Origin of the sequence: Mesorhizobium sp. M0136, assembly GCF_040322515.1 — a bacterium.
Lineage (GTDB): Bacteria > Pseudomonadota > Alphaproteobacteria > Rhizobiales > Rhizobiaceae > Mesorhizobium.
This window is the reverse complement of the sequence record NZ_JAMYTP010000005.1, coordinates 13656-31621: the sequence shown is the minus strand read 5'-3', so window position 1 is coordinate 31621 and position 17966 is coordinate 13656. Positions and strand designations below refer to the sequence as shown.

The 17966-nt window shown below is 61.7% G+C and carries 21 protein-coding genes; 10 read left to right on the top strand and 11 right to left on the bottom strand.

The features are described 5' to 3' along the window. Window position 1: 1 nt before the first annotated feature. The 4 genes from NKJ35_RS07295 to NKJ35_RS07280 all read right to left on the bottom strand — a co-directional run bounded on the left by NKJ35_RS07295 (window position 2) and on the right by NKJ35_RS07280 (window position 2345). Window positions 2-268 carry a DUF2277 domain-containing protein gene (locus NKJ35_RS07295; protein ID WP_352540105.1) on the bottom strand — a complete coding sequence of 89 codons (267 nt, stop codon included), beginning with the start codon at window positions 266-268 and terminating at the stop codon, window positions 2-4. Window positions 269-377: 109 nt separating this feature from the next. Further along, on the bottom strand, window positions 378-629 hold the full coding sequence (locus tag NKJ35_RS07290) for an exodeoxyribonuclease VII small subunit (RefSeq protein ID WP_031211056.1): 252 nt from the start codon (window positions 627-629) through the stop codon (window positions 378-380). A 3-nt stretch (window positions 630-632) separates the two neighbouring features. Continuing rightward, on the bottom strand, window positions 633-1559 hold the full coding sequence (locus NKJ35_RS07285; RefSeq protein WP_352476662.1) for a histone deacetylase family protein: 927 nt from the start codon (window positions 1557-1559) through the stop codon (window positions 633-635). A gap of 132 nt (window positions 1560-1691) precedes the next feature. Then, window positions 1692-2345, bottom strand: coding sequence for a TetR/AcrR family transcriptional regulator (locus NKJ35_RS07280; protein WP_352645898.1), 654 nt, complete (start codon window positions 2343-2345; stop codon window positions 1692-1694). A gap of 119 nt (window positions 2346-2464) precedes the next feature. Between NKJ35_RS07280 and NKJ35_RS07275 the strand changes: the two genes are divergently transcribed. Then, complete coding sequence (locus tag NKJ35_RS07275) at window positions 2465-3688, top strand: MFS transporter (protein WP_352645896.1); 1224 nt, start codon at window positions 2465-2467, stop codon at window positions 3686-3688. 59 nt (window positions 3689-3747) lie between these two features. Here NKJ35_RS07275 and ribB read toward each other — a convergent pair whose 3' ends face one another. Further along, a complete protein-coding gene (ribB, locus tag NKJ35_RS07270) occupies window positions 3748-4848 on the bottom strand; it encodes a 3,4-dihydroxy-2-butanone-4-phosphate synthase (RefSeq protein WP_352645894.1) in 1101 nt (366 codons plus the stop codon). Window positions 4849-4953: 105 nt separating this feature from the next. Then, window positions 4954-6054: a chorismate synthase gene (aroC, locus tag NKJ35_RS07265; protein ID WP_352645892.1), complete on the bottom strand. Its 1101-nt coding sequence runs from the start codon at window positions 6052-6054 to the stop codon at window positions 4954-4956. A gap of 275 nt (window positions 6055-6329) precedes the next feature. On the opposite strand from aroC, the gene NKJ35_RS07260 reads away from it, so the two are divergent. Further along, window positions 6330-6593, top strand: a complete 264-nt coding sequence (locus NKJ35_RS07260) for a DUF1344 domain-containing protein (protein ID WP_023716902.1) — start codon at window positions 6330-6332, stop codon at window positions 6591-6593. Window positions 6594-6656: 63 nt separating this feature from the next. Here NKJ35_RS07260 and NKJ35_RS07255 read toward each other — a convergent pair whose 3' ends face one another. Together NKJ35_RS07255 and fabI are read right to left on the bottom strand one after the other, a co-directional pair. Beyond that, window positions 6657-7244 carry a histidine phosphatase family protein gene (locus NKJ35_RS07255; protein WP_352476657.1) on the bottom strand — a complete coding sequence of 196 codons (588 nt, stop codon included), beginning with the start codon at window positions 7242-7244 and terminating at the stop codon, window positions 6657-6659. Between the two features lie 31 nt (window positions 7245-7275). Beyond that, a complete protein-coding gene (gene fabI / locus NKJ35_RS07250; protein WP_352645890.1) occupies window positions 7276-8094 on the bottom strand; it encodes an enoyl-ACP reductase FabI in 819 nt (272 codons plus the stop codon). Window positions 8095-8663: 569 nt separating this feature from the next. On the opposite strand from fabI, the gene NKJ35_RS07245 reads away from it, so the two are divergent. The 4 genes from NKJ35_RS07245 to NKJ35_RS07230 all read left to right on the top strand — a co-directional run bounded on the left by NKJ35_RS07245 (window position 8664) and on the right by NKJ35_RS07230 (window position 13775). After that, window positions 8664-10244, top strand: coding sequence for a hypothetical protein (locus tag NKJ35_RS07245; protein ID WP_352645888.1), 1581 nt, complete (start codon window positions 8664-8666; stop codon window positions 10242-10244). An 84-nt stretch (window positions 10245-10328) separates the two neighbouring features. Beyond that, window positions 10329-11351, top strand: a complete 1023-nt coding sequence (locus tag NKJ35_RS07240; protein WP_352645886.1) for a phosphatase PAP2 family protein — start codon at window positions 10329-10331, stop codon at window positions 11349-11351. Between the two features lie 9 nt (window positions 11352-11360). Then, window positions 11361-12908, top strand: coding sequence for a S8 family peptidase (locus NKJ35_RS07235; RefSeq protein ID WP_352645884.1), 1548 nt, complete (start codon window positions 11361-11363; stop codon window positions 12906-12908). A gap of 165 nt (window positions 12909-13073) precedes the next feature. Continuing rightward, on the top strand, window positions 13074-13775 hold the full coding sequence (locus NKJ35_RS07230; RefSeq protein ID WP_352645882.1) for an adenylate/guanylate cyclase domain-containing protein: 702 nt from the start codon (window positions 13074-13076) through the stop codon (window positions 13773-13775). Window positions 13776-13912: 137 nt separating this feature from the next. Here the strand turns inward: NKJ35_RS07230 and NKJ35_RS07225 are convergent, their stop codons facing one another. Next, window positions 13913-14839, bottom strand: coding sequence for a DnaJ C-terminal domain-containing protein (locus NKJ35_RS07225; protein ID WP_352645880.1), 927 nt, complete (start codon window positions 14837-14839; stop codon window positions 13913-13915). Window positions 14840-14939: 100 nt separating this feature from the next. Next, entirely contained in the window at window positions 14940-15401 is a 462-nt protein-coding gene (locus tag NKJ35_RS07220) for an RT0821/Lpp0805 family surface protein (protein WP_352645878.1), read from the bottom strand. Between the two features lie 39 nt (window positions 15402-15440). Here NKJ35_RS07220 and pdxH point away from each other — a divergent pair, with 39 nt between their 5' ends. From pdxH to NKJ35_RS07200, 4 genes are all read left to right on the top strand, one after another. Further along, the gene (gene pdxH / locus NKJ35_RS07215) at window positions 15441-16058 is read left to right on the top strand and encodes a pyridoxamine 5'-phosphate oxidase (protein ID WP_352645876.1); all 618 of its coding nucleotides are present in this window, start codon (window positions 15441-15443) and stop codon (window positions 16056-16058) included. 72 nt (window positions 16059-16130) lie between these two features. After that, window positions 16131-16376, top strand: coding sequence for a CopG family ribbon-helix-helix protein (locus NKJ35_RS07210; protein ID WP_352645874.1), 246 nt, complete (start codon window positions 16131-16133; stop codon window positions 16374-16376). Further along, window positions 16373-16666 (top strand): type II toxin-antitoxin system RelE/ParE family toxin, encoded by a 294-nt coding sequence (locus NKJ35_RS07205; RefSeq protein ID WP_352645872.1) that lies wholly within the window; start codon window positions 16373-16375, stop codon window positions 16664-16666. Before NKJ35_RS07210 ends, NKJ35_RS07205 begins: the two co-directional genes overlap by 4 nt. A gap of 255 nt (window positions 16667-16921) precedes the next feature. Further along, complete coding sequence (locus NKJ35_RS07200; RefSeq protein ID WP_352476647.1) at window positions 16922-17137, top strand: hypothetical protein; 216 nt, start codon at window positions 16922-16924, stop codon at window positions 17135-17137. Between the two features lie 72 nt (window positions 17138-17209). Here the strand turns inward: NKJ35_RS07200 and NKJ35_RS07195 are convergent, their stop codons facing one another. Next, window positions 17210-17962 carry a crotonase/enoyl-CoA hydratase family protein gene (locus NKJ35_RS07195; RefSeq protein WP_352645870.1) on the bottom strand — a complete coding sequence of 251 codons (753 nt, stop codon included), beginning with the start codon at window positions 17960-17962 and terminating at the stop codon, window positions 17210-17212. Window positions 17963-17966: the final 4 nt, after the last annotated feature.

Genomic DNA, 17966 nt, shown 5'->3' with positions numbered 1-17966 from the left:
CTCAGGCGAAGCGAAGTGCAGATTTGGCCTTCGCCTTGGCCGCCACCTCTTCGCGATTGCGCGGATGCTGCGTCGCCTCGAGGCTGTCGAGCAATTCACGCGCCGAGGCGGCAATGGCTTCGACGGCATGGTCGAACGCATGCTGGTTCTGTTTCGACGGCCGTGTCGTTCCGCTTAGCTTACGGACAAACTGAAGTGCGGCATCGCGTACCTCGTCATTGGTTGCCGGCGGATCGAAATTGAACAGGGTTTTGATGTTTCTGCACATCGTTCGCAATCTCCTCTCGTCCTGGAGCCGTTTCAAACGGGATGAGTTTTACCCTCAATCGTGATGATGTCCAAAGCCGGCAAGCACAATCGTCGTTCGAGGCCGCGCCTCAATCCGCATCCAGCGGCTCTGTCCCCACCGGCTTGCCGTCGCGCGACAGCCTGATTTTCTCGACTTTGTCCTCGGCCGCTTTCAGCAGCCGGTCGCAATGCGCCTTCAGCGCCTCGCCGCGCTCGTAAATGCGGATCGACTGGTCGAGCGGCACGTCGCCGCGCTCCAGATCGTCGACGATCCGTTCCAGCGCCTCGAGCGCCTGCTCGAAGCTCATCGCCTTGACGTCCTCGTTGGTCTCACCAGCCATCGTCTATCCCTTCATCAGCCGCCCGACATGGGCGGCGACCGAAAATGCCAATCCCTGCAGATCGTAGCCGCCCTCAAGAACGCTGACGAGCCGGTTGCGGCTATGCCGCCCGGCTCGTTCGAGCAACTGGCCGGTCGCCCAGTCGAAATCATCCTCGGTCAGGTTGATCTCGGCCAGCGGATCGCGGTGATGGGCGTCGAAACCGGCGGAGATGATGATGAGATCGGGCGCAAAATTGTCGAGCGCCGGCAGGATGCGTGACAGAAAGGCGTCACGGAAAACATCGCTGCCGCTCTGCGGCGCCAGCGGCGCGTTGACGATGTTGCCGGCGCCGGTTTCGCTCGCAGCCCCGGTTCCCGGGTAAAGCGGCATCTGGTGTGTCGAGCAATAGAGCACCGACGGATCGTCCCAGAAGATGTCCTGCGTGCCGTTGCCGTGATGCACATCCCAGTCCACGACGGCGACGCGGCCGGCGCCATGGTTCTTCTGCGCGTAGCGTGCCGCGATCGCCGCGGTGTTGAACAGGCAAAAACCCATGGAGGTGGTCTTCTCGGCATGATGGCCGGGCGGCCGAGCGGCGACGAAGACGTTCTCGGCACGGCCGGTGAAGACGTCATCGACCGCGGCGTTGGCAGCGCCGATCGCGGTCACGGCCGCCTGCCAGCTCTTCGGGCTGGCGGTGGTATCGGCGTCGATACGGGCGATGCCGGTGTCCGGTATCGCTGCGCGGACACGTTCGACGAATTCGGGCGGATGCGCGTAGAGGATGGTTGCCTCGTCGCCTTCAGGCGCCTGGACGCGATCGAGCGCCGCGAAGGCCTCGTCGTCAAGCACACGCTCTATGGCGCGCAGACGGTCCGGCCGCTCCGGATGACCGGGCGGTGTTATGTGCTCGAGGAAAATCGGATGGGTGTAAAGTCTCGTGACCATGCCCCGATATAGGCGCGCCTTACCGCTTTGGCCATGTTTTCGCGCGCTGGTGACGCGATGTCCAACAGGGTTTAGGCAACCGGCGTCGGCTGAGCCCACCGCGAGCCGCCTGGGATTGGCGAAAAGATGATCTCAGGCCGGTGATCGGTCAACCTCGGGCTGCATCGCTGACGGTCGATCAGGTTGATGCAGCCTGCCGGTGCTATTGAGCAGCCCTTCCAGAAGAACCTTAAACGCCTTCACTGCCTTCTTCGACGTCGCTTCGGGATCGTTCGAATTTGCGATCCACTGCGCCGCATGCAGCGAGGCGCCGCTGACCAGCCTTGCCGCGGCTTCGGGATCGACGGCGAGAATTGTCCCCTCGTCGCTCAGTCTTTGCAGGCTCTCTGTCATCGAGCGGATGCATGTGCTCTGGCTTGGCCATTGCGATGGATCGCCGAGCACCGCCGGCCCGTCGCGAAGCACGATACGCTGGATCTCCGGCTCCAGCGCCATCTCGATATAGGCGGTGCATTCGTCGACAAAGCCCTGCCAGAGATTGTCCGGCTTGGCCGAAACGACCTTCAGCCGGGCTGCCATTTCGGCGTCGATCTCGGCGATAACCGCCTGGAGCAAGCCCTTCTTGTCGCCGAAGTGATGATAGAGCGCACCGCGCGTCAGCCCGGCCGATGCCGTGAAGTCATCCATCGAGGCTTCGGCATAGCCGAGCGTGCCGAAGGCCTGGCGCGCCGCGGCAATCAGTTTGGCGCGGGTCTCGGCAATCATCTCCCTGCGTGGTCTGTGCATTGCCCTGGCCCTATTAACATACGCCTCGTATGCCAATTGACATACGCCGCGTATGATCTATTTAAACTCATACGCTACGTATGTAATCGCCGAACCGGCCGTTGTCGAGGAGCCAGACCATGCAAAATCCCTATTCGCAGATCTTTCGCGCGCCGGGCGCCAAGGGCTTTGCTGCGGCCGGGTTCGTTGCCCGGCTGCCGATGGCCATGGCTCCGATCGGGATCGTCGCAATGCTGTCGCAAACCGATGGCGAATACTGGCTGGCCGGTGCCGTTTCCGCGACATATGCGCTGGCCAACGCTTTCGTCGCCCCGCAGGTATCGCGACTGGTGGACCGCCTCGGCCAGACGCGGATTGTGGTGCCGACCACCATGATTTCCACGCTCGCTTTCGCCATCCTGATTGCAGCGGCCAATCAGCATTGGCCGATATGGACGCTATTCGTCTCGGCGCTGCTCGCCGCTGTCATGCCCAGCATCCCGGCAATGGTGCGCGCACGCTGGACCGAGATTTTTCGCAACCGCCCCGAGTTGAACACGGCGTTCGCCTTCGAGTCGGCGGCGGACGAACTGGTCTACATCGCCGGCGCATCGCTGTCGGTCGGACTGAGTGTCGCGCTTTTCCCGGAAGCGGGAGTGCTCGCGAGCACATTGTTCCTGGCCTTCGGTTCGACGGCCTTCATCCTGCAGCGCTCGACCGAACCGCGAGCGCGACCGGTGGAACACGGTTCGGGCGGCTCGGCAATCCGCCTGCGGCCGGTCCAGATCATTACCTTGGCCCTGATCTTCATCGGCGCGACCTTCGCCACCACGGAGGTGAGCACCGTGGCGATCACCAAGGAGCTTGGCCAGCCGGGCGCCGCCAGCTTCGTCATCGGCGTCTACGCGCTCGGATCGTTCGTCGTCGGCATCGTCATCGGTGCCCTGAACCTGAAAGTGCCGCTGCAGATTCAGCTTGCCATCGCAATCGCCATCATTGCGCTTACCACGCTGCCGCTGCTCGTCGCCGACACCGTGCCGCTGCTGGCACTGGCCGTCTTCGTCAGCGGCGTGGCAATCTCGCCGACCTTCATCACGGCATTCGGCCTGATCGAGCGGCGCGTGCCGGAGGCGGTGCTGACCGAGGGCGTGACCTGGGTGATGACCGGCATCGGCATCGGCATGGCGCTCGGCTCCTTCGCCGCCGGCTGGGTGGTGGACGCTTTCGGCGCGCAGAACGGGTTCTGGGTATCGGTGGCATCGGGCACAATCGCTTTGGCCATCGTGCTCGCCGGCCAGCGCAGCCTTGCCGCGCCGAACTGCGACATGGCTGCATGCGACGCAGCCGCGGTCGCTGCGGAATAGTTTCCGGTGCGTCCGGCCCCCAGCCGGGGCCGGACGCATACCAGCACCGTGAGAATGGCCTAAAGAATCTCGGTCTTGGCGATGTGGATGCCAAAACCTTCGAGGCCGACATAATGACGCTCGCGCGAGGCGATCAGATTGATCGAGGAAATGCCTAGATCCTTGAGGATTTGCGCGCCGAGGCCGATCTCGCGCCATTCGTTTTCACGGCGGCGAGCCTCTTCGTGATCCTCGCGGTCGCCGGCAGCCGGGCGCTTGCGCTCCTGATGGGCGACGCCGACCGAGCCTTCGCGCAGATAGACGATGACGCCGCGCTTACGCTCGCCCATCGTCTTCATGATGGCGTCCAGTCTGTGGCTGGTGCCGAACACGTCGCTGACCACGTCCTCGGAATGAAGGCGCACCGGCACCTCCTCGCCGTCGCGGATGTCGCCGAAGACGATCGCTACATGATGCATCGAATCCCAGGGCAGCGTGTAGGTGAAGACCTGTGCCTTGCCGCCTGCTGTCTCGATGTCGGAACAGGCGACACGCTCGACCAGCGTTTCCTTGCGCTGCCGGTAGGCGATGAGGTCGGCAACCGAGATCTGCTTCAACCCGTGCTGTTCGGCGAAGGCCTGCACCTGCGGGCCACGCATGACGGTGCCGTCATCGTTGACCAGCTCGGAAATGACGCCGACCGGCGGCAGGCCGGCGAGCTTGCAGAGGTCGACAGCGGCCTCGGTATGGCCCGAACGCATCAGCACGCCGCCTTCGCGCGCGATCAGCGGAAAGATGTGGCCGGGCCGGACGAAATCGGAGGCGCCGACATTGCCGTTGGCGAGATTGCGCACCGTCAGTGTGCGGTCGTCCGCTGAAATGCCCGTCGTGGTGCCGTGCTTAAAATCGACGCTGACGGTGAAGGCGGTGGTGTGGGCCGAATCATTGTCGGCGACCATCGGCGACAGGTTGAGCCGCTTGGCTTCCTCGCGCGGCATCGGCGTGCAGACGATACCCGACGTGTTGCGAACGATGAACGCCATCTTTTCCGGCGTGCAATGGACGGCGGCTACGATCAGGTCGCCCTCGTTCTCGCGGCCGTCATCGTCCATAACGACGACGATCTCGCCGCGCTCGAAGGCGCGCAGGGCTTCGACGATCTTCTTCTGGTCGTAAGGCATAAGTGCTCGCTTCGCTCGCAGGGAATAGGGGAGTAGGGTAGTATGGGAGTAAAAGGAAAAAATGCTGTCGTGGGAGCTGCATAACCTGCTCCCCTACTCTACTCCCTACTCCCTTCCCGTTTGTCCCCGATGACGCAGATAATGATCGGCAATGGCGCAGGCAACCATCGCCTCGCCGATCGGTACGGCGCGGATGCCGACGCATGGATCGTGCCGGCCCTTGGTCATGATCTCGACGTCGTTACCGTCCTTGTCGATCGACTTTCGCGACGTCAGGATCGACGAGGTCGGCTTGACGGCGAAACGCGCGACGATCGCCTGGCCGGTCGAGATGCCGCCGAGGATGCCGCCGGCATTGTTGGACAGGAAGACCGGCTTGCCGTCATTGCCCATGCGCATCTCATCGGCATTCTCCTCGCCGGTGATGCGGGCGGCCTCGAAACCGTTGCCGATCTCGACACCCTTGACGGCGTTGATCGACATCAGGCCGGCGGCGATGTCCTGGTCGAGCTTGGCATAGATCGGCGCGCCAAGCCCCGCCGGAACGCCGTCGGCGACGATCTCGATGACCGCACCGACCGAGGAGCCCGCCTTGCGGATGTCGTCCAGATATTTGGTGAAGACGGCGACGGACGCCGGATCAGGTGTGAAGAACGGGTTTTCGGCGTCGCCGACGAAATTCCAGTTCCAATTGGCGCGATCGATCGATTTATCGCCCATCGACACCAGCGCGCCGCGCACCACCATGCCGGGCACGACCTTGCGGGCAAGCGCTCCGGCCGCCACCCGCGCCGCCGTCTCACGCGCCGAGGAGCGGCCGCCGCCGCGGTAATCGCGCAGGCCGTATTTGACCTCGTACGTGTAATCGGCATGGCCCGGCCGGAACTGGCGGGCGATGTCGCCATAATCCTTCGAGCGCTGGTCGACATTCTCGATCAGCATCGACACCGGCGTGCCGGTGGTGATCATCGTCTCGCCGTCCTCATCGAGGACGAAGCCGGACAGGACCTTCACCTCATCCGGTTCGCGACGTTGCGTCACAAAACGTGACTGGCCGGGGCGGCGCTTGTCGAGTTCGGCCTGGATCTCGTCGCGAGTGAAGCGGATGCCTGGCGGACAGCCGTCGACGACGCAGCCCAGCGCTGGCCCGTGGCTTTCGCCCCAGGTGGTGACGCGGAAAAGATGGCCGAACGTGTTGTGCGACATGGAACCAGCCCTGCCGGCGTCGGAGCCGGCCTAGCGCATAACCCCGAAAATCGGAGCGATTTTCGGAAAGGATCATGCACAAAATCAAAAGTGCTACAGCGTCCTTTGCGCGTCCAGGAGGACGCGCGGCGCTGTCGCCTGCCTTCTATTGGCGTTTTCCACAGTGGTCAAACTGTGATCCGGCGGATTTAGTTTTGACACATTCGATTGGTTTCTGCTCAGTTCCGTTCCGTTGGACCGAGCCGCTGTACCGGCAATGATTAAAGAGGACGATGATGCGTATCCTGATTGGCGCTGTTGCCGCCACGCTGTTGATCTCCACCGCCGCCTTCGCCGGCCAGACCGAAGGCCTGATCAAGAAGGTCGACAAGGATGCGCTGACGCTGACGCTGGACGACGGCAAGTCCTACAAGCTGAACGCCGAAACCGACCTCGATGCGCTGAAGCCAGGCATGGACATCGTCCTCGCCTATGACGTGACGAATGGCGAGAATGTCGTCACCGATATGGAACTGCCGGACACCGGATCGACCGAGTAGGACGCGTCGACATTCAGCTGATGCCGGCCCGACCTGATCTCAACATACGCTGCGTCATCGGTCTCAAAGCCACTCCAGGCGCCGGCCGTCCAGTCTGAGCACGCGGTCCTGCGGCACGTCCATGCTGACCGCATCTTGTTCGGACATCCCCAGTACCAAGCGGAACATTACGCGCATGACGCCACCATGGGTCACGCAGACCGTCTGGCGATCGAGCGCGTCGAACCACGGCTTCACCCGTTCGAGCAGCATCTGATAGCTTTCGGCGCCTTCGCCGGGCGGCTGGAAATTCCATTTATCGAGCCGGCGGCGCCTGGTCGAACCAGGATTGTTCGCCTCGAGTTCGGCAAAGGTGAAACCCTGCCAGTCGCCAAAGCTCAATTCCACGAGCAGCGGCTCGGTACGATAGGCGTGCGGATCGAGCTTCATTGCCGCGCGCAGGCGCTCCATCGTCTCGCGCGTGCGCCGCATCGGGCTGGCGACAAAGTCGAAATCTTCGGGCTTGTCGATGAGTTCGGCCAGCCTGCGCCCGTTGCGGCTAGCCTGCTCGCGGCCAAGCTCGTCGAGGTCGGTATCGGCCTGCCCCTGCAGCCGGGCCTCGGCGTTCCACGCCGTCTGGCCGTGGCGCACGATATAGACGAGCGGGTACATCAGGTCTTCCGGAAGAGGTCAGGCGGTGGCGTCAGTCCTTGACCGTCGAAATATCCGGCGCGTCGACCGCCTTCATGCCGACGACATGATAGCCGGAATCGACATGATGGATCTCGCCGGTGACGCCACGCGAAAGGTCGGACAGGAAATAGACGCCGGAATCGCCAACCTCCTCCTGCGTGACCGTCTGCTTCAACGGCGAATTGTATTCGTTCCATTTCAGGATATAGCGGAAATCGCCGATGCCGGATGCGGCAAGCGTCTTGATCGGGCCGGCGGAGATCGCGTTGACACGGATCTTCTTGGCGCCGAGATCGACGGCCAGATAGCGCACGCTGGCTTCGAGTGCCGCCTTGGCGACACCCATGACGTTGTAGTGCGGCATCACCTTTTCCGCGCCGTAATAGGTCAGCGTCAGCAGCGAGCCGCCGTCGGTCATCAGCGCCTCGGCACGTTTGGCAATGGTCGTGAAGGAATAGACCGAAATATCCATGGTGCGCAGGAAATTATCGCGCGTCGTCTCGACATAGCGGCCGGTCAGCTCGTCCTTGTCGGAAAAGGCGATAGCGTGGACGAGGAAATCGAGCTTGCCCCAATGGTTGGCGATATCGGCGAACACCGCATCGAGGCTGGCCGGGTCGGTCACATCGCAATGGCCCGCGACATGCGCGCCCAGTTCCGCCGCGAGCGGCTCGACACGTTTCTTGAACGCCTCGCCCTGATAGGTCAGCGCGATCTCGGCGCCGTGATCGACACAGGCCCTGGCGATGCCGTAAGCGATCGAGCGATTGTTGGCGATGCCAAGGATAAGGCCGCGCTTGCCGGCCATAAGGCCCCGTTCACCCGCCATGTCAGCGCTCTCCGCAAGGTTCTCTGCTTTGTGGAGTGCCTATCGCACAGCCACAGTGCCCCTTCAAGCGTTCAAAGCGGACAGTTCGGGGACAAAGCCGCTGGTGTACAGAGCCGCGCGTCCTTTTGGGCGCGCAAAGGACGCTATAGCGCTTTGACCTTGCAGCCGTGGGCCGTGGAAAAATCCGACACTGGTATCGGTGTGGCACGGCGGAAGATGACCCTTTGGCGGAAGTTCGTTGGCCAGTGGCCGAAGTCACGCTCATGACCCCGAGCCGACAATGGGACCGCTTACATCGAACGACCGCTTGATGTCGCTACCGAGTCCTTCCGTCACAGCAGAAATTCCGTCTCGAATCCTTTGCCACGCGTAGGTTTGACCTTACGGAAGCCGAGAATTATAGTTAGACTTATATTAGCAGATGATATATTAGGATACGGGGACGCGAGGGGCCGCTAGTGTACTCGGATGGCCGTCCTTTCCTTAGATTGATCGGGCCATTCGCGATTGAGAGCGCGGATGGCGCGGACGTCACGCCGCATGGCAGACGGTCTAAAGCGCTCTTGGCCATGCTCGCCCTGGCACCCACCGGTACGCGGAGCCGAAAATGGCTGCAAAGCAAGCTCTGGAGCACTCGCGGCGAGGAGCAGGGTGCAGCAAGCTTGCGGCAGGAACTGTCCGAGGTTCGGAAGTCGCTCCGCAGCGCCGGCCTTGATCTCATCTCGACCGATCGTGATGTGGTTCGACTCGACGTCGCTTCGATCGGCATCGATTTGAACGATCCGCCCGAAGGCTCTGCCACGCGTGATCTGCTTGAGGGCCTCGATATTCGCGATCCAGAGTTCGAGGATTGGCTTCGTGAGCAAAGAAGCCAATGGCCCCGGCCTCGCACAGTGCCAGCAAAAGTCTCTCATGTTGCCGCGGCAGATCAGTTGTCCGGACAGCGAAGCGCCTCACTTCTGAATTCGTCGCGGCTATGCTTGGGCCTGCTTCGCGATGCTAGGTGGACGGAGGGCTCCGCTAACAGGGCCGTCAGCGACCTTGTCGTGGATCTGGTGGTTCGATCGATCCTGAATTTTGAAGTGGTCGACGTCGTGGATTTTCAAGCGCAGGGACCGCTGACCCAAGCGCCTGACACTGCGCTACCAGACTGGCTGTTGCAAACCAGGGCAACGGTGGTGGGCGACAGAGTGGGCTTGACATTTGCATTAATTGCGCCCGGTGACAGCCGGCTCTTGTGGTCTCATACGGATTTTCTCGAGCTGGCCGACCTGACTGGCCCGGCGAGCCTGAAGCTGATGTCATTGGTCAATCAGATCGTGTTTTCGATCCTCGAATTCGTTCTCGATCCTAAGTCCATCCGCGACGAGCCCCGACACCGGGCGTCTCGGCTTGCATTGACAGCGCTGCGACAGGTATTCCGCATGCGCGATACGGACCTGGATTCGGCTGAGCGCATGCTCGCCGAAGCATATGAGCTCGACCCGCGTAGCACGTATCTGGGTTGGCAGCTGTTTGTGTTTGTCACCCGCTTTGGCGAGAGACGGGTCGGCCGCTCGGGCACCTTTCACGATCAGGTTCGGGAATGCGCCAGTCGCGCCGTCGAAGTGGCCCCCTTCAATCCTATCACCCTGGCGTTGGCCGCTCATGCCCATTCGTTCGTCTTTCGTGAATACGCGCAGGCACTGGAACTCGCCGATCGAGCGATAGCCGCTAACCCGCTACAAGCCATTTGCTGGGACATGCGTGCCTTGACGCTCGGCTATCTCGGCGAGGTGAAGCGTGGCTATGAGGATGCGATGCGCGCACGTGCACTGGGCGGGCCTCCCCTGTATCGTTACTGCATCGATACCACGTGCTGCATCTTGGCAACTCTGAACGGGCGCTTCGAGGAGGGGATACGTCACGGCGAGCGTGTCCTTGCGCAGCAACCCACATACCTACCCGCTTTGAGATACTCGGCTGCCTGCCACGGACATCTTGGGCAGACCGTGGAAGCAGTTCGAACTGTCGAACGCTTGCGCGTCTGGGAGCCGGATTTCTCGCTCGAGCTGCTTTCGGAGGAGAATTATCCAATTGCAGGCGTACTCGGAGTTTCGGTTATCAAGAGCGGGCTGTCGCGAATAACGCTGCCAAGGTACGCACCCTAGCGTTGCGCACCGCAGGCGTTACGTCGAGGCTCCGACCACCAGTTGGCGCGAATCGAATTTAGAAGCTTTAGTTGAGGGGTGGACATGATGTCGACAATTGACCTTAATAACAAGTTGTTTAACGCCCGCTTCTTGGTCAGTGGATCGGATATAAGGCAATATCCACTGATATTGGGTGACGCAAAACCTGACAAATCTCTTGAGGAATACATCAAAAACAGAGGCGGCGAAAAACTGCATCCTTTCGTGTCTATGATGACCAAGAGCAGCGTTTTGTCGATTCAAGAAGAGCAGATCGTGATAACGATTTCTGATGACCCTGTGGAGGGTGTCATGCGCCTTTCGCCAGCCTTCCTGGCGGGGCCGAGCGCAGGTCGAGGCCGAGGCAGGGGCAGAGGGCGCGGACGAGGACGGGGACGCGGCAGAGGGCAAACGGCTTTCGAAACCGGCGAGGAGGCTTTGCCGGCGTGGCACGACAAGCGTGCCCTGCACAGGATCGGACTAAGCGTCGCCAACAAATATCTCGGCGCGATCTGGGAGGACATTCTTATCGATCCCCCGCCCGGACCTTCAGAGAGCCTCAGGGAGACAGAAGCGCTTATCGATCTGCAGAAGAGGAGGGAAGGTGACCCGCTGCGGCGCGAGGAGATCGTCCGCCAGGCATCGTTCGGGATTTTGGACTACACGGCACCGCTCGGAATAGACACTCTCGCGGGCTTCGAGGGGACATGCGCATTGATTGTTGCGATCCTCGAACTCACGGAGGAGATCGGGCTCAACTACAAAGATCGATTCAATCGGCCACGGCCCAACATCATTGAACCGAGGCTGCGGCCGGCGCTTCCGGTTCCTTCGCACGCTTCCTACCCGTCCAATCATTCATTTCAGTCATTTGCGGTGGCGAACGTTCTGCAACGGATGTTGCCCGAGCACGCCGGCGTAACCGCGCTTTATGAGCGCGCCCGCCGGGTGGCCGAGAACAGGGAATGGGCCGGGCTGCACTACGCCAGCGACACCGATGCCGGCGAGGAACTGGCTGCGCGCATTTCTCCGTACTTGGTGGACGCGATGGATGAAACGATCCGACGCGCCCAGAGCGAATGGTAGGGGGGTGCCATGACAGACGACATCAAGAAGGGCGAAGGCCATCTTTGTTATGACTGGTATCACTACCTGTGGCACCTGATCGCAATCGGCGCCTTACGTGATCGTCCGCGCATCCCTGAAGCACGGTTGCCGCACGAGGCCGCATACCTGCTGGAGGCCGACGCCTGGGATTTGTTGGGTACTGACAAGCCCGGTTACGGCGAAGTCATTGCCCAGATCGATACGGGGGTGAACTCAAGCCATCCCAATCTAGAGCCTCGTATCCGTGCTGCGGTCAGCTTCGCCGCTCACCCTTTCGGGTTGAGTTACGCCACACCCAAGCAGCAAACGCCCGTCTTGCGAGGACCGGAAAAAAAGCAGAGCACGAGCTTTGTGGGCGACGACACCTGGGCATGGGCGGCAGGCCTGATCAAATCGAGAAACAATGCGCAGGAAGTCGAGGTTCAGAAATCGCTGCTTCGAGCACTGAAAGATGGACGCGGCGTAATTCAGGAGACTGCTGAGACCTCGCGTATGCGCTACTCAGCGCACGGGACCGCCTGCGCCGGGCTGATGGTCGGCGCCCCTGCGCCCTCGCCCGCGAAGTTGAGGCAATTTAGCGACGGTGAAGGCGCAATACCTTATTGGGGGGTCGCCCCCGGCGCTGAACTTCTGCCGATCGAGATTTCAGCACGGCCCGACGCAGCGCAGCTCATTCTGGCGTTCCTCTATGCCCGCGACCAGAAGGTTTCTGTCATACACTTTCCCCGGGAAGTACCCGATCCATGGCGAGCGCACCGTTCCTATTCTGGATATGGCGACAGCAGATATACTTCGGTCGAACAGGCAAAGCCAATTTGGGATTATTTCGAGAAGCTTTTCGAGGCGATCAGCGAGGAAATCCCCATTATCTGCGCAGCCGGCAACGATGGCTACGACCATCTGATTTACCCGGCGAGCAAGGCCGGCGAAAGCAACGGCGTGATTGCGGTGGCGGCCGCCACTTATCTGGCGAGACGTTCAGCATATTCCAACTACAGCGGCGATCCGACCGACAATTCCGTCACCATTTCCGCGCCGTCCGACGACCAGGAGGTGTGTACGCGCTGCCAAATACGACTGGACCGTGAGTCGCCGCGTTCACGTGACCACAATTTCGAGATCTACGAGAAGCTCCCCCAGGTTGAATACGCGCCGCAGGGCGTGCTCACCACCGACATCCCGGGCTACCACGGCTATTCCGGCGGACAGCTGGAAGGGATCCAGCCACCGCGCGTCGAAAGCAGAGACCGCGCCGGGCTCTACACGGTATTTGGCGGAACATCTGCAGCCTCGGCCATCGTCGCGGGAGCAGCCGCTTTGTTGCAGTCGAAACATCGCTCCACCGGTAGGCCGCTCAACGGCATAGAGGTTAAGGCGAAGATGACCCAGTCGGGCGCAAAGGAGGTTTCATGGCCTTGGCTTGAAAAAGCTGACGTTCCGATTCTACCGGACAGCCCTAATTGCGAGAGAAGGGTGCCTTCGTTCGATCAACAGTTTGGAGCGGGGCTGCTTGACCTCCGTAAGTTGCTGAGCTGAGGGTCCCGCCGAATTTGACTAAAAAGGTCGGCTGCAAGCCGCTAAAGGCAGGCCCGAATGGATTTCTGATGTAATTCTGACGTGCCCGCCACGGCGGGCTTACGATCCGCCTACGCCGTCCAGTCATATTCGAGCGACGTTTGAACCGCTCGGGGCCGGACTCCAATGCATCCGATCACTGCCTATACGAATTCACAGACTGACCGCGTGCTCCCGTCATTCGGCATGGGTGAAACGAAATTCCAGCGCGCCATCGCCACGATCATGTTTACCGACGTGGAGGACTCGACCGGCTTGGCGAGCGCGCTTGGCCTGGTCGAAACCACGCGGTTCATGATCGAGCACTTCACGTTGACCCGCCAGGTCGTGGTGGCCCACGGGGGGATCGTTCAAAACTTTACAGGCGACGGCGTGCTAGCTCTCTGGCTGGGGAGCGAAATGACGCCCAGCGAAACGGCGCTAAAGGCGCTGGCCGCCGTCGCGGAACTGGTTCCGGAAATCTCGCTCGGCAACGCTTGGAAGCGTTCAATGGGCTCCCTGTCGCGCCGCATCAGGGTCGGCTTACACTCCGGCGAGGTGATGTTCGTCAACGATCGCCAGTGGGATTTCTCTTTTCTGGTCGGCTCGGAGGTAAATTTCGCCCGCCACGTCGAGCAGGCTGGCAAGAGGGAGAATGGCGCAGGCGTCGACGCGCTAGTGATGGTCAGCGGTGCGACTCTCCACCTTGCTGGCCTGGCGACTGCATCGATCGACCCCTACAAGCTTGTGCGGCTAACCCCCGCCGAACTGGCTCATCGCCAGTCGGTCGACTGGCGTCGACCGTGTTCGCGAAGCAGAACTATGGCGCGTGCAAATGTCGGCCTTTGAGGTTAGCTGACTTTGAACCTACTTCGGCCAAATGGCGGCTCCTGGCGCTGGTTGCTCGTTTCCTGTCGATAATCGACGGCATGAAACCACTCATGCCCGCTTTTCACACATGATATCAGCGCCGGCCTTTTCGACCGTCAGCTCTTTCGCCGGCGCATCAGCGCCTCGAGCTCGGCGTCGCCGCCTTCGGGCAGCATCAGTCGCACATGCGCGTAGAGGTCGCCGTGACCGCCGGCTTTTTCCGGCAGGCCCCTGCCCTTCAGCCGCAGAACCTTGTCCGAGCTCGACCAAGGGGGAACATTGACCGCAATCCTGCCGGTCGGGGTTTCGACAGCCACTTTGGCGCCATGCACCGCATCGGCCAGTTCCACCGGCAGGTCGACATGCAAGTCGCGGCCCTCGACGCGGTAGCGCGGGTGCCGGCGGAAACGGATCTTGACCAGTGCATCGCCCGGCTGCCCCGGTCCTTGCTCACCCTGGCCTTTCAACCGGATGGTTTGGCCGTCCTCGACATAGGCCGGCAGCTTGACCGCCACCTTGCGGCCGTCGGGGAACATCGCCGTCACCTTCTGGGCGGTTGCGGCCTCCTCGATGGTGACGTCCAGCGTGACGTTGAGGTCGGCTGCAGTCGGCATGCGGCGGCCGGCGCCCATGCCGGCTCCGCGCTGCTGGCTGAAAGCATCGCCGAAGATCTGGCTGAAGATGTCGCTGTTGCCGTCGAACGGATCACCGCCGGGACGGCCGGTGCGGAATTCGAAATGCGCGCCGCCCGGCCCTTGCTGCCGGCGGAAACCGGCGAAAGGATCGGCGCCGCCGGCCGCACTCTCGAAACCCTGGAACCGCGGTTTGCCTTCGGCGTCGATCTCACCGCGATCGAAAGCCGCCCGGTTCTTCTCGTCGCCGACGATCTCGTAAGCCTGGTTGGCGGCGGCAAAACGCTCCTTTGCCTTGGGATCCGGATTCTGGTCCGGATGGTACTTCTTGGCGAGCTTCCGGTACGCCGATTTTATGTCCTTGGCCGATGCGTTCTTGGCAACGCCCAGCACCTCATAGGGGTCGCGCATGCTTACTGCCCTGGAGAAGGAGTGGTTCCATGATCGCCTCCTATATGCGCTTGCATAGGAAGAAATTCCAGTGGCTTACCACTATGTCTCCGGCGGAAAATCAGAGCGCCTTGAAATCCTGCATTCGCCAGGCGCTGCCGCCGGCCAGGCATACTTCGCCTTTGAACAGCGCGACGCCGTCGAAGCTCTCGCGTGAAGCGGTGAAGCGACGGCATGTCTCGCCGTTGGCCCTGAATTCCGCGAGCTCGGTGATGGAGCCGCGCGAGCCGGTATCGGCATTCGCCCACGGAACGGCCTGCCCGGCCAGTTGCTCGACGTCGGCGGAGGACACCGCGTTGCGGATCGTGGCCTGGTCGGAGGCGCGGTCCTGATCGAGAGGCGTGACCGAGGCCGGTGTGCTTGAGGTGAGTATCGAGCGGTCGACCTCCGTCTGCTCCAGACTGAAGCCGCCCCCGCCACAGGCGGCAAGCGGCAGGATGATTGTCACGATCATGGCTTTGGCGCTGGCCGAAGCGATAACGCTCCATTGCCCACTGTCAAAAGCTTGCGCGATACGCGACAATCGGCAATCTCCCCAGCCGGCGATAAATTTGAGAAAACTATGAGCGAAACCGGGTTAACAAGCGGTGACTTTACCGAGGCGGCGGAACCGTTCCGGCTTTTTGCGGCGTGGCTCGACGACGCGACGAAGAGCGAGATCAACGACCCCAACAGCGTGGCGCTGGCGACGGTCGATGCCGAGGGCATGCCGAATGTGCGCATGGTGCTGCTCAAGGGGTTCGATGAGGGCGGCTTTGTCTTCTACACGAATTTCGAGAGCGCCAAGGGCCGTGAGATTCTGGGCAGCATGAAAGCGGCGATGTGCTTCCACTGGAAATCGCTGCGCCGGCAGGTGCGGGCGCGCGGCCCGGTGCAGATCGTCACCGACGCCGAAGCCGATGCCTATTACGCGACGCGCCCGCGCGGCAGCCGCATCGGCGCGTGGGCGTCCAAGCAGTCGCGGCCGCTGGAAAGCCGCTTCGCGCTGGAAAAGGCGGTCGCCGAATATACGGCGCGCCACGCGATCGGCGACATCCCGCGGCCAAAACACTGGTCGGGCTTCCGCATCGTGCCGCAGACCATCGAGTTCTGGCACGACCGTCCGTTCCGGCTGCACGACCGTGTCGTCTTTTCGCGCAACGCCGAGGGCGGCTGGGACAAGGTGAGGCTTTATCCGTAGAGGACGATGCGGCAATCCATGACGAACCACTTTGGTTCACTAATAATCATAGTGAACCAGAGGAATGTGGCCATGACGGCTTTTACCGTGCGCGTTCGTGACGAAACTGCAGACCGGCTAGACCGGCTTGCCGAGAAGCTCGACCGCTCGCGCTCCTATGTGGCTGCGAAGGCCATCGAGGATTTTGTAGCCCGTGAGGAATGGCAACTCGCCGAGATAGAGGCAGGATTGGCTGAAGCCTCGCAAGGCGATTTTGCGGGTGCCAGCGACGTAGAGGCTGTCGTTAGAAAATACGTTAAATCCACCCGCCAGGCATGAGCCATAAGCGAATCCGCTGGACCAAGCGGGCGTTGCGGCGGCTTGATGAAATCGGCACGCATGTTGAGAAAGACAATCCCGAGGTGGCCGCGAGGATCATTGCGCGTATCGTAACGGCGGCGGAACATCTCACCGAACAGCCGGCGACGGGGCGCATCGGGCGCATCAAGGGGACACGGGAACTCGTCTTGGTCGATGTGCCGTATATCGTCCCTTGTCGCATCGACGGCGAAACTGTCGAAATCCTCACCGTCATGCACGCCGCGCAGCGCTGGCCGCAGACCATGTAAGTCGCATCGAGACACAGGAGATCAGGCTCCTGCGCGACCCATGCCGGGCTAAAGAGACCTGGCGTTTCCAATTCCCACGATCACGATCTCGTGTGCGTGAAACGTTCCAGCTTGCCGGAACGAACCAGGAAAGGGCTCAACGCGCCGCTGGCGCAAATTCAGGAGGAAGCAATGCATTCACTCAGGTTGGTCACGATAGCCGGTCTTGCCGGTTTTTTCGCTTCGCAAGCCTTTGCGGAGGAGGCGATGGGGACAATGACGATGATGAAGGGTGGGGAGGTCATGGCGATCATGCCCGATGGGCATATGGGCACCATGATGCCAGACGCGAAGATGAGCGCCGAAATGATGAAAATGGCGAAACCGATCAAGCATTGCATGATGTTGATGACCGACGCCAAAGGCAAGACATTCATGATCGACACGTCTTCGGCAAAGGCCCAGGCCGAATGTAAAAAAATGGCGATGTGACAAAGAGAGCGTGGCGAAACCGCCCGCCGGTTGCTGCCGGCGGGTCCACGATGCGAGACAAGGCCAGATGGTCTAGGCCTTTTTCCTGGCCATGAAGGCCGTCAAGGCTGCGCGGGCCTCGTCGGATGTGAGCCGCTCGCGGAAATGCTGGCTTTCCTTGCCGATGCGCTCGACAAGGTCGTCGCGCGAGCCACGCATCAGGTCGCGCGCGATCCTTAGCGCTTGCGGCGGTTTGGCCGAGATCTGGCCCGCCGCCGCCAATACCGATGCTTCGAGTGCCTCTTCCTCGACCACCTCGTAGATCAGCCCGGCGGCCTTGGCGCGCTCGGCCGAAAAGCCCTCGCCGAGGCCAAGCAGCGCGAAGGCGCCTTGCCGGCCAAGGATCTGCGGTGCGAGCAGGCTCGATCCTGCCTCCGGCACAAGGCCGAGATCGACGAAGGGCGTCCGGAACATTGTGCGCGGCGTGGCGAAGGTCAGGTCGCAATGCAGGTTGAGCGTGGTGCCGATACCGACCGCAATGCCGTCGACGCCGGAAACCATCGGCTTCTCCGCTTTGGCCAGCGCCATCAGGAAATGCCAGACTTCGGTGCCGCTTTCGCCGCCCGAGGCGACGACCATGAAATCGGCAAGGTCGTTACCGGACGAGAAGGCACCGGGCACGCCGAGAAAGACATGGACGCGGATTGCCGGATCGGCGTCGCCGCCGGCAAGAGCCGCCGACATCGTCGCGTACATGGCGCGGGTCAGGGCGTTCTTCTTGTCCGGACGGTTCATGCGGATGATCTGGATGGCACCCTGGCGTTCGACGAGGATGTGGTCTGTCACGGAT

Coding starts and splice junctions, on each gene's coding strand:
- NKJ35_RS07295 (WP_352540105.1), bottom strand. CDS start 268: ATGTGCAGAAACATCAAAACCCTGTTCAATTTCGATCCGCCGGCAACC.
- NKJ35_RS07290 (WP_031211056.1), bottom strand. CDS start 629: ATGGCTGGTGAGACCAACGAGGACGTCAAGGCGATGAGCTTCGAGCAG.
- NKJ35_RS07285 (WP_352476662.1), bottom strand. CDS start 1,559: ATGGTCACGAGACTTTACACCCATCCGATTTTCCTCGAGCACATAACA.
- NKJ35_RS07280 (WP_352645898.1), bottom strand. CDS start 2,345: ATGCACAGACCACGCAGGGAGATGATTGCCGAGACCCGCGCCAAACTG.
- NKJ35_RS07275 (WP_352645896.1), top strand. CDS start 2,465: ATGCAAAATCCCTATTCGCAGATCTTTCGCGCGCCGGGCGCCAAGGGC.
- ribB (WP_352645894.1), bottom strand. CDS start 4,848: ATGCCTTACGACCAGAAGAAGATCGTCGAAGCCCTGCGCGCCTTCGAG.
- aroC (WP_352645892.1), bottom strand. CDS start 6,054: ATGTCGCACAACACGTTCGGCCATCTTTTCCGCGTCACCACCTGGGGC.
- NKJ35_RS07260 (WP_023716902.1), top strand. CDS start 6,330: ATGCGTATCCTGATTGGCGCTGTTGCCGCCACGCTGTTGATCTCCACC.
- NKJ35_RS07255 (WP_352476657.1), bottom strand. CDS start 7,244: ATGTACCCGCTCGTCTATATCGTGCGCCACGGCCAGACGGCGTGGAAC.
- fabI (WP_352645890.1), bottom strand. CDS start 8,094: ATGGCGGGTGAACGGGGCCTTATGGCCGGCAAGCGCGGCCTTATCCTT.
- NKJ35_RS07245 (WP_352645888.1), top strand. CDS start 8,664: ATGCTCGCCCTGGCACCCACCGGTACGCGGAGCCGAAAATGGCTGCAA.
- NKJ35_RS07240 (WP_352645886.1), top strand. CDS start 10,329: ATGATGTCGACAATTGACCTTAATAACAAGTTGTTTAACGCCCGCTTC.
- NKJ35_RS07235 (WP_352645884.1), top strand. CDS start 11,361: ATGACAGACGACATCAAGAAGGGCGAAGGCCATCTTTGTTATGACTGG.
- NKJ35_RS07230 (WP_352645882.1), top strand. CDS start 13,074: ATGCATCCGATCACTGCCTATACGAATTCACAGACTGACCGCGTGCTC.
- NKJ35_RS07225 (WP_352645880.1), bottom strand. CDS start 14,839: ATGCGCGACCCCTATGAGGTGCTGGGCGTTGCCAAGAACGCATCGGCC.
- pdxH (WP_352645876.1), top strand. CDS start 15,441: ATGAGCGAAACCGGGTTAACAAGCGGTGACTTTACCGAGGCGGCGGAA.
- NKJ35_RS07210 (WP_352645874.1), top strand. CDS start 16,131: ATGACGGCTTTTACCGTGCGCGTTCGTGACGAAACTGCAGACCGGCTA.
- NKJ35_RS07205 (WP_352645872.1), top strand. CDS start 16,373: ATGAGCCATAAGCGAATCCGCTGGACCAAGCGGGCGTTGCGGCGGCTT.
- NKJ35_RS07200 (WP_352476647.1), top strand. CDS start 16,922: ATGACGATGATGAAGGGTGGGGAGGTCATGGCGATCATGCCCGATGGG.